This is a genomic window from Enterobacter cloacae complex sp. 382A5, from assembly GCF_050031095.1.
GTDB classification, from domain to species: domain Bacteria; phylum Pseudomonadota; class Gammaproteobacteria; order Enterobacterales; family Enterobacteriaceae; genus Enterobacter; species Enterobacter cloacae.
In genome coordinates, this window is the sequence record NZ_JBLGVK010000001.1 from 2,062,659 (window position 1) to 2,075,425 (window position 12,767).

9 protein-coding genes and 1 pseudogene are annotated in these 12,767 nt (G+C 60.2%); 5 read left to right on the forward strand and 5 right to left on the reverse strand.

The window, feature by feature from the left end; genetic code table 11:
• Positions 1-7: 7 nt before the first annotated feature.
• The 4 genes from ACQG2G_RS09825 (at position 8) to atzF (ending at position 6,908) form a co-directional block, all read left to right on the forward strand.
• Positions 8-715 (forward strand): urea amidolyase associated protein UAAP1, encoded by a 708-nt coding sequence (locus ACQG2G_RS09825; RefSeq protein ID WP_061773091.1) that lies wholly within the window; start codon positions 8-10, stop codon positions 713-715.
• A gap of 10 nt (positions 716-725) precedes the next feature.
• On the forward strand, positions 726-1,358 hold the full coding sequence (locus ACQG2G_RS09830) for an urea amidolyase associated protein UAAP2 (protein WP_013096803.1): 633 nt from the start codon (positions 726-728) through the stop codon (positions 1,356-1,358).
• A gap of 151 nt (positions 1,359-1,509) precedes the next feature.
• Entirely contained in the window at positions 1,510-5,112 is a 3,603-nt protein-coding gene (uca, locus tag ACQG2G_RS09835) for an urea carboxylase (protein ID WP_248078872.1), read from the forward strand.
• Positions 5,109-6,908 carry an allophanate hydrolase gene (gene atzF / locus ACQG2G_RS09840; RefSeq protein WP_061771537.1) on the forward strand — a complete coding sequence of 600 codons (1,800 nt, stop codon included), beginning with the start codon at positions 5,109-5,111 and terminating at the stop codon, positions 6,906-6,908. Before uca ends, atzF begins: the two co-directional genes overlap by 4 nt.
• 14 nt (positions 6,909-6,922) lie before the next feature.
• Here the strand turns inward: atzF and dmsD are convergent, their stop codons facing one another.
• From dmsD to ACQG2G_RS09865, 5 genes and pseudogenes are all read right to left on the reverse strand, one after another.
• The gene (gene dmsD, locus ACQG2G_RS09845) at positions 6,923-7,537 is read right to left on the reverse strand and encodes a Tat proofreading chaperone DmsD (RefSeq protein ID WP_061771536.1); all 615 of its coding nucleotides are present in this window, start codon (positions 7,535-7,537) and stop codon (positions 6,923-6,925) included.
• 42 nt (positions 7,538-7,579) lie between these two features.
• Positions 7,580-8,434 carry a dimethyl sulfoxide reductase anchor subunit family protein gene (locus ACQG2G_RS09850; RefSeq protein ID WP_061771535.1) on the reverse strand — a complete coding sequence of 285 codons (855 nt, stop codon included), beginning with the start codon at positions 8,432-8,434 and terminating at the stop codon, positions 7,580-7,582.
• 1 nt (position 8,435) lies between these two features.
• On the reverse strand, positions 8,436-9,053 hold the full coding sequence (locus ACQG2G_RS09855) for a DMSO/selenate family reductase complex B subunit (RefSeq protein ID WP_061771534.1): 618 nt from the start codon (positions 9,051-9,053) through the stop codon (positions 8,436-8,438).
• Between the two features lie 10 nt (positions 9,054-9,063).
• Positions 9,064-11,501: pseudogene (gene ynfE, locus ACQG2G_RS09860) on the reverse strand (selenate/tellurate reductase subunit YnfE).
• A 146-nt stretch (positions 11,502-11,647) separates the two neighbouring features.
• Positions 11,648-11,941, reverse strand: a complete 294-nt coding sequence (locus tag ACQG2G_RS09865) for a DUF1161 domain-containing protein (RefSeq protein ID WP_013096796.1) — start codon at positions 11,939-11,941, stop codon at positions 11,648-11,650.
• A 105-nt stretch (positions 11,942-12,046) separates the two neighbouring features.
• Between ACQG2G_RS09865 and ACQG2G_RS09870 the strand changes: the two genes are divergently transcribed.
• Entirely contained in the window at positions 12,047-12,757 is a 711-nt protein-coding gene (locus ACQG2G_RS09870) for a YnfC family lipoprotein (protein WP_014831730.1), read from the forward strand.
• Positions 12,758-12,767 lie beyond the last annotated feature (10 nt).

The following is a 12,767-nucleotide window of genomic DNA, read 5'->3' on the forward strand; positions in this document are numbered from 1 at the left end:
GAATACCATGACCATTTTACGTGAAGAGACGCTTCCCGGCGGGGGACACCTCTCGTTTGTCCTCAAGCGCGGGCAGATCCTGCGCATGACAGATACGCAAGGCGGTGCCAACGTCAGCCTGCTGATGCTCAACCCGCACGAGAAAAGCGAGCGGCTGAACTTGCCCGACACGCTGAAAGGCCAGCACACCGCGCGCCTGACCGCCGGACACTGCTTTTATTCCGACATGGGCCGCGTGCTGGCGGGCATTACCGCCGACACCTGCGGCTGGCACGACCCGTTTGGCGGCGTGCTGAATGCCGCCGAAGTGGCGGAAAAATACGGTCAGGGGCGTTATCAGGAGCTGCGCAACGGTTTCTACCGTAACGGTACGGACAACCTGCTGGTGGAGATGGGCAAGTGGGATCTCAACCTGGAAGATCTGCTGATGGTGGTCAATTTCTTCAGCAAGGTCACCGTGGAGGACAACGGCCAGTTCCGCTTCCACAGCGAACATTCGCAGCCGGGCAGCTACGTTGAGCTGTTCGCGCCGATGGACACGCTGATTGTCATGACCGCGCTACCGCACCCGATGGATCCCTCCCGGGAGTACGCCCCGCGCCCGGTACAACTGAGCTGGCGGCAGGCGGAGGATGAAGAGGGGGCGATTAACGCCCTCCTGACGCGCCCGGAAAACGAACGCGCCATCACTAACACTCAACTTTTCGCCCTGTAAGGAGCCGTGTATGACCGTTGCCAGCGAAAAACATCCCCAGCACGCCAGCTTCCGCCACGTTATCCCGGCGGGGGAACCGTATCTGTTTGAAGTGAAGAAAGGCCAGACGCTACGCCTGCTCGACCTGGAGGGCAACCAGGCGGTGGACACGCTGTTTTACAATGCGGACAACCCGCGTGAGCGCTACGACGCACAGCGCACGCTGCGCCGCCAGAACAACGCTTATCTCACCCACGGCAGCGTGCTGTACTCCAACCTCGGTAACCCGCTGCTGACCATCGTGGCAGATACCTGCGGGCGTCACGATACCCTCGGCGGCGCCTGCGCGCAGGAGAGCAACACCGTGCGCTATGCTCTCGATAAACGCCATATGCACAGCTGCCGGGATAACTTTCTCTGCGCCTGCCTGCACGATGGCCGCCTTCAAAAGCGCGATATTGCCGCCAATATTAACTTCTTCATGAACGTGCCGGTGACTCCGCAGGGCGGGCTGACCTTTGAGGACGGTATCTCCGCGCCGGGGAAATATGTCGAGCTGCGCGCCGAGTGCAACGTCATCGTGCTGATCTCCAACTGTCCGCAGCTTAACAACCCGTGCAACGGCTGGAACCCGACGCCAGCAGAGGTGCTGGTATGGAACTGACACCCACTCGCAGGCAGCGCCTGCGCCAGGCCATTTATCGCCTGTTTGCAGTCCGCGCCGGACGCATTCTGCCGTAACCGCTTTTTCCCCATGGACGACCATGGGTGAGCCGATTTTCGGCGGGACGACCCGCCACGATTGAGTCTGACCTATGTTGACGACACTTCTGATTGCAAACCGCGGGGCGATTGCCTGCCGCATTCTGCGCACCCTGCGCGCCATGAAGATCCGCGGCGTGGCAGTCTACTCCGAAGCCGATCTCAGCAGCCTGCATATCCGGGAAGCGGATGAGGCGCTGAGCCTGGGCGAGGGCCCGGCGGCGAACACCTATCTGGTGAGCGAAAAGATCATTGCGGCCGCCAGAGCCAGCGGTGCGCAGGCCATTCATCCTGGCTACGGTTTTCTGTCGGAAAACGCCGCATTTGCCGAAGCCTGCGAAGCCGCAGGCATTGCGTTTGTCGGCCCCACGCCGGAACAACTGCGTCTGTTTGGCCTGAAACATACCGCCCGCGCGCTGGCGAAAGCGCACGGCGTGCCGATGCTCGAAGGCACCGGACTGCTGGCTAACGTCGATGAGGCCGTTCACGCTGCGGCGGAAGTGGGCTACCCGGTAATGCTGAAAAGCACCGCGGGCGGCGGCGGGATCGGCATGCGGGTCTGTTACCACGCGGAAGAACTGCGCGACGCCTTCGATGCCGTGGTGCGTCTGGGCAAGAATAACTTTAGCGACGCGGGCGTGTTTATCGAGAAATACATTGAGCGGGCGCGTCACCTGGAAGTCCAGCTGTTTGGTGACGGCAAAGGCGAGGTGATTGCCCTCGGCGTGCGCGACTGCTCGGTACAGCGGCGTAACCAGAAGGTGCTGGAAGAGACGCCCGCGCCTAACCTGCCGGACGGCATGGAGGCCGCGCTGTGCGAGGCGGCGATCAAACTCGGCCAGGCGGTCAACTACCGCAGCGCGGGTACCGTGGAGTTTGTCTACGACAGCGACGCGGCCCGCTTTTATTTCCTTGAAGTGAACACCCGTCTGCAGGTAGAGCACGGCGTCACCGAGCAGGTGTGGGATGTTGATCTGGTTCGCTGGATGATTGACCTGGCGGCCGGAACGCTGCCGCCGCTGGCGGAGCTGCGCGCCAGCCTGCAACCACAAGGACACGCCATTCAGGCGCGGGTCTACGCCGAAGATCCGGGCCGTCAGTTCCAGCCGTCGCCAGGGCTACTCACCGAAGTGGTGTTCCCGGAAAACGACCGTCGCACATTGCGCATCGATAGCTGGGTGGAGTCCGGCTGCGACGTGCCGCCGTTTTTTGACCCGATGCTGGCAAAAATCATCGCCTGGCAGCCTACGCGCGAGGCGGCGATCCGCGTCCTGCACACCGCGCTGGGAGAGACGCGTCTCTACGGCGTGGAAACCAACCGCAGCTATTTGCAGCAGATTTTAACCTTCCCGCCGTTCGCCCGTGGCGAGCCGTGGACCCGCTGTTTAGAGACGCTGGAGTATCAGGCTTTCACGCTGGAGGTGCTCAGCGCCGGGACGCAAACCACGGTGCAGGATTATCCGGGGCGCACGGGCTACTGGGCCGTCGGGGTGCCGCCCTCCGGGCCGATGGACAGCCTGGCGCTGCGTCTCGGCAACCGTCTGCTGGGCAATGAGGAGGGGGCCGCCGCGCTGGAGATCACCCTCAGCGGCCCGACGCTGAAATTCAACTGCGACGCGCAACTGGCGGTGACCGGCGCAGCCATTGCGCTGACGCTGGACGGCGTGCCGCTGGCAAACAACCGCGTTTTCCGCGTCCGGGCGGGAAGCACGCTGCGTATGGGCGATATTCAGGGGGACGGCGTGCGCAGCTATCTCTGCCTGCGCGGCGGGTTTGAGGTGCCGGATTATCTGGGCAGCAAAAGCACCTTTACCCTCGGGCAGTTTGGCGGTCACGCCGGACGGGCACTGCGCACAGGTGACGTGCTGCATCTGTCCCCATTGACCGAACCTGTCGCGGACGGGGAGCTGCCGCAGGCCCTGCGCACCAGCCTGGATGGGGTGCGTGAGCTGCGGGTGATTTACGGTCCGCATGGTGCGCCGGAGTATTTTACGCCGGGCTATATGGCGACCTTTTTTGCCACCGAGTGGGAGGTACATTTTAACTCCAGCCGCACGGGCGTGCGTCTGATCGGCCCGAAACCGGAATGGGTACGCGAGAGCGGCGGCGAAGCGGGGCTGCACCCGTCGAACATCCACGACAACCCGTACGCCATTGGCGCGGTGGATTTCACCGGCGATATGCCGGTGATCCTCGGCCCCGACGGCCCAAGTCTGGGGGGATTTGTCTGCCCGGTCACCGTCATTGAGGCGGATTTACACGCGGTTGGCCAGCTGAAAGCGGGCGATAAAGTGCGCTTTATGCCGGTAGACGTTTCCACCGCCCGACGGCTGGCGCAGGGGCAGGCGGCGCAAATCGCCAGCCTGACGCCGCAGGTCATGCCGTGGCAACCTGTCGGGCTGAGCTCGACGGTGGTGCTGGAGGTGGGGGAGGACGATAAACGGCTGGTGGCGAGGTTATCCGGCGATACCCATCTGCTGCTGGAGATTGGCGAGCCCGAACTGGATCTGGTGTTGCGTTTTCGTGCCCACGCGCTGATGCAGGCGCTGGAAACGCGCGCCCTGACGGGGATTATCGACCTCACGCCGGGGATCCGCTCGCTTCAGGTTCACTATCAGCCGGAAACGCTGAGTCTGGAAGCGCTGCTGGAGACGGTGGCCGGGCTGTGGCGGGACGTATGCGGGCAGGCGTCGCTGGACGTGCCGTCGCGCGTGGTCTGGCTGCCGCTCTCCTGGGACGATCCCGCTTGCCAGAAGGCCATCGACAAATACATGACCACCGTGCGCCGGGATGCGCCATGGTGTCCGAGCAACCTGGAGTTTATCCGTCGTATCAACGATCTGGCGAATATCGATGAGGTCTATAAAACGGTGTTCGATGCTCGCTATCTGGTAATGGGGCTGGGAGATGTCTACCTGGGCGCGCCGGTCGCGACACCGCTCGATCCACGCCATCGTCTGGTAACCACCAAATACAACCCGGCACGGACCTGGACGGCGGAAAACTCGGTGGGTATTGGCGGGGCCTACCTTTGCGTCTACGGCATGGAGGGGCCGGGCGGGTATCAGTTTGTCGGACGCACGCTGCAGATGTGGAATCGCTATCACGCCGTGGAGGATTTTGACGGCAAGCCCTGGCTACTGCGCTTCTTCGACCAGATCCGCTTTTATCCGGTCTCTGCCGAAGAGTTGCTCACCATCCGCCGGGATTTCCCGCTGGGGCGTTATCCGCTGCGCATCGAACACACCACGCTGAAGCTGGCGGAGTATCAACAATTCCTGGCCGACGAGGCGCCGGAGATTGAGGCATTCCGCGCGCATCAGCAGGCCGCGTTTGACGCCGAGCGTGAGCGCTGGGCCGCCAACGGTCAGGCCCATTTTGACAGCAGCGAGGTGCTGGTAACAGACGCCGAAGACGCGCCGCTGGCACCCGGACAGGCCGGGATTGACAGCCCGGTGTCAGGCAACCTGTGGCAGGTAAACGTTGAAGTCGGTAACACCGTGCGCGAAGGCGATGTGCTGGTGGTATTGGAGTCCATGAAGATGGAGATCCCGCTGGTCGCAACCCAGGACGGGGTGGTCAGCCAGGTGCGCGTGCAGCCGGGTTCATCGGTGCGCGCGGGTCAGTGTGTGGTGGTCCTGGAGAAAACAGCATGAAGCACCTTTTTGATTTACGCCTTGATGTTCTGGCGCAGGCATACCGTTCCGGTCAGCTTAATCCGCGCGCGGTGCTTTTCGCCCTGCGTGAGCGCGCGCTGGCGCTGAACCCGGAATTTAACGCCTTTATTTATCTTCTCATGCCCGACGAGCTGGAGCCGTATCTGGCCGCGCTGGACGGCGTGGATCCGGCATCGTTGCCGCTCTATGGCGTGCCGTTTGCTATTAAGGACAATATCGATCTGGCGGGTATTGAGACCACCGCCGCCTGTCCGGCCTTTGCGTACCGGGCAGAGCAGGATGCGACGATAGTGTCGCAGCTGATCGCGCTGGGGGCGGTCCCGCTGGGGAAAACCAATCTCGACCAGTTCGCGACCGGCTTAAACGGCACGCGCTCACCATTTGGTGCGTGTCGCAACAGTGTGCATCCGGAGTATCCGTCCGGTGGCTCAAGCGCGGGCTCGTCGCTGGCTGTGGCGCTGGGGCTGGCGAGCTTTGCCCTGGGCACCGATACCGCCGGGAGCGGGCGCGTTCCGGCCTCTCTCAATAATCTGGTCGGGCTGAAGGTGACCAAAGGGCTGATCTCGACAGCGGGCGTGGTGCCCGCCTGCCGCACGCTGGACTGCGTAACGTTCTTCACCAGCACGGCAGCGGAGGCCAGCCAACTGCTGGCGCTGACGGCGACGAAAGACGCGCATGATGACTACAGCCGTGCTAACCCGTCCTGGAACGGAGCGCAGGCGTTTGGCGTACCGGCAGCCGGTTTTCGCTTTGGCGTGCCGGACACACTGGAGTTTCTCGGCTGCGCAGAGAGCGAGGCGCTGTATCACACCGCAAAGGAGAGGCTGATCGCCCTTGGCGGCGTGCCGGTGACCATCGACTTTTCGCCGTTCCTGGCGGCAGCAAAACTGCTCTATGACGGCCCGTGGGTGGCCGAGCGCTACCACGTGGCGGGCGCGTTGATTGAGCAACAGCCGGACGCGGTGCTGCCGGTGATCCGCAATGTGCTGCAAAAAGCACCTGCCATGAGTGCGGTAGCGGCGTTTGAAGCGCAGTACCAGCTTCAGGCCTATAAAAGCGAGTGCGATGCCATACTGGCGGGGCTTGAGTGCGTGTTAACTCCCACTTATCCGCGCCCGGTGAGTCTGGCCGAGCTGGCGGAGGAACCGGTCAAACGCAACTCTGAGCTTGGGCTTTACACCAACTTTATGAACCTGCTTGATTACGCTGCCGTGGCGGTCCCGGCAGGGTTTATGGCCAACGGCTTGCCTTCCGGCATAACGCTGTTTGGCCGCGCGTTTACCGACCAGTATCTGCTCAGTCTGGCCGATGCGTTACAACGCCACCAAAAATTACCTCTGTCCGGAGAGCGCGAGATACAAGAGGACGCACCCGCTTCAACCGCAACCGATGACCGGATGTATCTGGTGGTGTGCGGGGCGCATCTGGACGGGCTGGCGCTGAATCATCAACTGCGCCAGCGCGGGGCGACGTATGTAGAAGCCACCACCAGCGCCCCGCATTATCGGCTCTTTGCCCTGGCAGACGGCAAACGACCGGGCATGGTGCGGGCGACGGAACAGGGGGCGGCGATAGCCGTCGAAGTTTGGGCACTTCCGCACAGCGAAGTGGGATCGTTTCTGGCCGGGATCCCTGCACCGCTGGGCCTGGGAAAAATCGAACTCCAGGACGGGCGCTGGCTGACCGGGTTTATCTGCGAGGAGGCTGGATTAGAGGGAGCACAGGAGATAACGCGATTCGGTGGCTGGCGAGCCTGGCTTGCTCAGCATCCGTGAGCAAGCCAGCGCGGTTAACGGTAGAGCGGTTTTTCTGCGACCGGGATCAGTAAGGTAGATTGCCAGTCCGCAAGCGTCAGCTGCGCGAGTTTTCCCAGTGCGGTATAGAACGGGTGCCCGGCGTTTTCGACAAACACGGAGAGAAAACGGGTGCTCCACGGCAGCAGGTGCCACGCCAGAAGCTGGTCGCGTTCCGTCTCGCGTCCGTTCTCAGTGAGCCACGCGGCCAGCAGCAGCAACGTACCAAAATGATCTTCCGGTTCGTTCTGCTGCATCTCAAAGGCAATCTGGTTTTCCCGCATCCACTGACGCAGTGCGAGGGTTGAATCCCCAAACAGCACGGATTCACGATCCAGCCATACGGAACCCCACGGCGGTGCGGGCAGCGCATAGGGGCCAATAAACAGCCGTTGCCAGGCGTCGGTGACGGGCTCATCGGCAGATACCGTAAAGGTGTCGGCGATGGGCCGCAGCGCCGCCTGCGGCAGCGGCCAGTCCGTAACCCAGTCGCCAGCGGTCAGGGCGTTGACCAGCGGCGCAACGTGCTCGCTGTCGGGTGAATAATAAAACAGTGCGCCCAGTACCCGGGCGCTGAACGCGAACGCTTCACGCTGTGAGACATCTTTCATTACAACCTTCCTTGCTCGCGCGGGCGAACCCGCGCGCCTGTGTTAACCGGCAATCGCCATACCTACCGTCATGTGCAGACCATAGAACAGACCGCGGCCAATCAGTTCACCCACGACAACCAGCGCCAGGCCTGCAAAGAGCGCAAGGGTTTTCGGCTCCTGGCGCCGGATGAGCGGGCACAGCCAGCAGCCTAATCCGGCTGCGACCAGTATGATACGGCCAACTTGCCATGCGCCATAGTCCGGCAGCAGGGCGCTGGCCTGTTGTACGGAGCTGTGTAGCGTCGCCAGTTCGTTACTCTGCAACACAATCACCGCCACGCTCAGCAGCAGCGCCAGTACGCTCACCGATGCGGCACACGTGCCTCTGAAGGCGGTGCCAGCAGCGCGAAGCAGCAGGGCGGCAAACAGCGGGCCGCCCAGCGCCATCGTCAGGAAAAAGGCCAGCGTGGTGTAGCCGGTGTACCAGGTCGGAACCGTATCGATCTGATACACGCGGGTCATGGCCCAGACAAACACAATCCCCAGGATCTGGCTCACCACCATCCATACTTTACCCAATGCGGGCGGCATTTTACCGATAACCGACACCAGCCACCAGAAGCCACCGACGGCAAAGAAGACCGAGCCTGCCGCGATCTCGTTGCTGAGCGCCGACGCGCCAACACGGTTCAGGGAGTTAAACGCCCTGAGCGGGGAGCCCAGGTGCATCACCGATGCGATAAAGCCAACGCCCATGACCAGCCATAAAAAGAACATGCTGCGCACGATGCGAGCTCTGACCGCCTCGTCACTCTCCCTCATCCATGCCAGACCGCTGACGAGCAACGCCCCGGCCACGCACTGCCCAAAAACGGTGAAGATCACCAGCGGCCATTCATGCCATCCACTTCCCATCTCACACCTCCTTCGGGTTTGCCAGATAGCCGGAGGTATCTCCCGTCGGGCGGCTGTTGGCGTTAGGTTTAATCACAATGCTTGGCTTGGTGAAGTGCGCGGACGGCAGCGGCGCGACGGCCGCAAGCTGGCCGTGTTTTTTACGCAGCTCGTCAACCGGGCCGAAGTCCAGCGCGCGCAGCGGACAGGACTCCACGCAAATCGGCTTTTTACCCTCTGCGACGCGGTCATGGCAGCCGTCGCACTTGGTCATGTGGCCTTTGGCGGCGTTGTACTGCGGCGCACCGTAAGGACAGGCCATATGGCAGTAGCGGCAGCCAATGCAGACGTCTTCATTCACTACCACAAACCTGTCGTCGCGCTTGTGCATCGCCCCGCTCGGGCACACTTTGGTGCAGGCTGGGTCTTCACAGTGGTTACAGGCAATCGACAGGTAATAGGCAAAGACGTTCTGATGCCAGACGCCGTTATCCTCCTGCCAGTCGCCGCCCGCGTATTCGTAGATCCGGCGGAAGCTGACGTCCGGGGTCAGGTCTTTGTAATCCTTGCAGGCCAGCTCGCAGGTTTTGCACCCGGTGCAACGGCTGGAGTCAATAAAAAATCCATACTGAGTTGTCATCGGTTACTCCTTACGCCTTCTCGATCTGCACCAGATTGGTGTGCTGCGGGTTGCCTTTCGCCAGCGGTGACGGGCGATGGGTGGTCAACGTGTTGATACATGAGCCGTGGTCGATCCGATCGCCGTTCATGTTGGCGTCGTGCCAGGCCCCCTGACCCATCGCGCTGACGCCGGGCATGATGCGCGGGGTGACTTTCGCGGCAATGCGCACTTCGCCGCGGTCGTTAAACACGCGCACCATATCGCCGTTTTGAATACCGCGTTGTGCCGCATCAACCGGATTGAGCCACACCTCCTGACGGCAGGCGGCTTTCAGCACATCCACGTTGCCGTAGCTGGAGTGGGTGCGCGCCTTGAAGTGGAAGCCAAACAGCTGCAGCGGGTATGTTTTACGTTCCGGGGCATCCCAGCCGTCAAACGTTGAGGCGTACACCGGCAGCGGGCTGATGGTTTCATCTTTTTCCAGCTCCCAGGTGGCGGCAATCTCTGCCAGCTTGCTGGAGTAGATTTCAATCTTGCCTGACGGGGTTTTGAGCGGATGGGCATCCGGATCATCGCGGAATTTTTTATACGCCACGAAGTGTCCGTTGGGATCTTTGCGCTTATAAATGCCCATTTTTTTCAGTTCGTCATAGGACGGAAGCTGCGGATCTTTCGCCAGCATTTTGGCGTACAAATACTGCAGCCACTGCGACTGTGTCCGGCCTTCGGTGAATTTCTGATGGATATCCGGCCCGAGACGTTTCGCCACTTCGCTCATGATCCAGTAGATGGGCTTACGCTCAAACTTCGGCGCGGTGACGGGCTGCAGGAAAATCAGATAGCCCATGTTGCCCGCATAATCGTTCGGAATGATGTCTTCCTGCTCGACGGTCATGAGGTCCGGCAGCAGGATGTCGGCGTATTTCGCCGAAGAGGTCATAAAGTTGTCGATCACCACGATGGTTTCGCACTTGCTTTCGTCCTGCAGAATATCGTGGGTTTTGTTGATGTCGGAGTGCTGGTTGATGATGGTATTACCGGCATAGTTCCAGATGAACTTGATCGGCACATCCAGCTTATCCTTGCCACGCACGCCGTCGCGCAGGGCGGTCATTTCCGGGCCGCGGGCGATGGCATCCGTCCAGCTAAAGCAGGAGATCTGCGTTTTTACCGGGTTTTCCGGCAGCGGCATCCGTTCGATGGTGATGGTATAGGTCGATTCGCGCGCGCCGCTGTTACCGCCGTTGATACCCACGTTGCCGGTTAAGATCGGCAGCATGGCGATGGCGCGCGACGTCAGTTCACCGTTGGCCTGGCGCTGCGGTCCCCAGCCCTGGCAGATATAGGCGGGTTTTGCCGAGCCAATCTCGCGCGCCAGCTTGACGATGCGATCCGCCGGAATACCGGTAATGCGCGAGGCCCACTCCGGGGTTTTTGGCGTATTATCGTCGCCCTGGCCGAGAATATACGCTTTGTAGTGCCCATTAGCAGGCGCGCCTTCCGGCAGCGTTTTTTCGTCATAGCCAACGCAGTATTTATCGAGGAACGGCTGGTCAACCAGATTTTCGTTGATTAATACCCATGCAAGTCCGGCTACCAGCGCGGCATCGGTACCCGGACGAATCGGGATCCATTCATCTTCACGTCCGGCAGCGGTGTCGGTATAACGCGGGTCGATGACGATCATCCGCGCATTTGAGCGTTCACGCGCCTGTTCGAGGTAGTAGGTAATTCCGCCGCCGCTCATACGCGTTTCCGCCGGATTATTGCCGAACATCACCACCAGTTTAGTGTTTTCAATGTCGGAGGTGCTGTTACCATCGTTGCTGCCGTAGGTGTACGGCATCGCGCAGGAAATTTGCGCGGTACTGTAGGTGCCATAGTGGCTCAGGAAGCCGCCGTAACAGTTCATCAGGCGCGCCACCAGCGAGGCGTAAGGGGAAGAGCGGGTGATATTGCCGCCGACAATGCCGGAGGAGTAGTTAATGTACACCGCTTCGTTGCCGTATTTTTCCACTACATTTTTCAGGCTGCGGGTCAGGGTATCCAGCGCTTCATCCCAGGAGATGCGCTCAAATTTACCTTCACCGCGTTTGCCCACGCGCTTCATCGGGTAGTTAAGGCGGTCAGGGTGATTAATGCGACGGCGGATGGAGCGTCCGCGAAGACAGGCGCGCACCTGATGATTGCCGTAGATATCCTCCCCGGTATTATCCGTTTCCACCCAGTAAACTTCGTCGTCACGGACATGCAGGCGCAGCGCGCAGCGGCTGCCGCAGTTCACCGAGCAGGCTCCCCAGACCACTTTATCTTCAGCAGGCTGTACGGCGTTTTGCACCGCAGCAGCGGCGATTTCAATCCAAACGGCAACGAGATACCACCGGCGGCAAGCGCCAGAGAACCTATCGCGGTGGACTTAACGAGTGTTCGGCGGCTAATTCCACCGTGATGTTCGACATCGGACATGACTCACCCCATCATTTTAATTGACTATTATTTTCGCCCGTGATTACAACCGGGCTAATGATGGGGTGAGTGTTACTTATTTGGAGGTATTAAATATTAATCCTCATCAATTCAAGGGGGATTGGCGCAAGGAAAGTGGTTAAAAATCACTGCGGTTCGCCTTGCGGACTCTCCTGCGCGCCAGCAGCAGCCCCGCTGCCTGTGCGAGTGTACAAAATTTTGAAGGTATCATTGGCACAATGCCCAACAACCTGCGCATCCGGCCGATCGGCCTGATCGTTGGGTACGATGTTCAGCGTAAAGCCAGATTCCGGCACGCCGTTGTTGATGATTTTCTGCTGAATGTCGCTTTTTACACGTTCGCAGGAATCCGGTGCCGCCAGCGCGGCGGTAGAGGCACTCATTAACAGCAGGGCGGTAATCCAGGGTAACCGTTTCATCTGTAGCTCCTTTTCTCTGTGTGTAGATTAATTTTAGCAGGGTTCGTGTAAACAACTGTATTTGCTAATATGATTGGGAATAATCTCCCTGAATCGGTAAATGATGTGAAGAAATACGCAGCGATAACGCTACTGGCCGCGACACTGGTGGGGTGCGACAACAATTCCGCGCCGCTGTCGTTCACGCCTGAGATGGCGAGTTTTTCGAATGAGTTTGATTTTGACCCGCTGCGCGGCCCGGTCAAAGACTTTACCCAGACGCTGTTTAACGACAAGGGCGAGGTCTCCAAACGGGTGACCGGGACGATGTCGACAGAAGGGTGCTTTGATACGCTTGAGCTGCACGATCTTGAAGCGAATACCGGCGTCGCGCTGGTGCTGGATGCCAACTACTACATCGATGCAGAAACCCAGCAGCGAAAAGTGAAACTGCAGGGCAAATGCCAGCTGGCCGAGCTGCCGTCAGCCGGTGTGACGTGGGATACCGATGACAATGGATTTGTGGTCGCGGCGCACGGTAAAGAGATGGAAGTGAAATATCGCTATGACGCGGACGGCTACCCGCTGGGTAAAACCACCGTTTCCGGGGATCAGCACTTATCCGTACAGTCGACACCCTCGAAGGATCTGCGCAAAAGAATGGATTACTCGGCCGTGAGTTTACTGAATGACAAACCGCTGGGGAATGTGAAGCAGAGCTGCGATTACGACCGGCACAATAACCCGGTTAGCTGCGACCTGACCATCACCGACGACAGCGTGAAACCCGCGGTTGAGCGCAAGTACAGCATAAAAAACACCATTGAATACTACTGAGAGTAAAGCC

Bases quoted from the DNA above. Each gene is read 5' to 3' on its own strand.
- ACQG2G_RS09825 (WP_061773091.1), top strand. From the start codon at position 8: ATGACCATTTTACGTGAAGAGACGCTTCCCGGCGGGGGACACCTCTCG.
- ACQG2G_RS09830 (WP_013096803.1), top strand. From the start codon at position 726: ATGACCGTTGCCAGCGAAAAACATCCCCAGCACGCCAGCTTCCGCCAC.
- uca (WP_248078872.1), top strand. From the start codon at position 1,510: ATGTTGACGACACTTCTGATTGCAAACCGCGGGGCGATTGCCTGCCGC.
- atzF (WP_061771537.1), top strand. From the start codon at position 5,109: ATGAAGCACCTTTTTGATTTACGCCTTGATGTTCTGGCGCAGGCATAC.
- dmsD (WP_061771536.1), bottom strand. From the start codon at position 7,537: ATGAAAGATGTCTCACAGCGTGAAGCGTTCGCGTTCAGCGCCCGGGTA.
- ACQG2G_RS09850 (WP_061771535.1), bottom strand. From the start codon at position 8,434: ATGGGAAGTGGATGGCATGAATGGCCGCTGGTGATCTTCACCGTTTTT.
- ACQG2G_RS09855 (WP_061771534.1), bottom strand. From the start codon at position 9,053: ATGACAACTCAGTATGGATTTTTTATTGACTCCAGCCGTTGCACCGGG.
- ACQG2G_RS09865 (WP_013096796.1), bottom strand. From the start codon at position 11,941: ATGAAACGGTTACCCTGGATTACCGCCCTGCTGTTAATGAGTGCCTCT.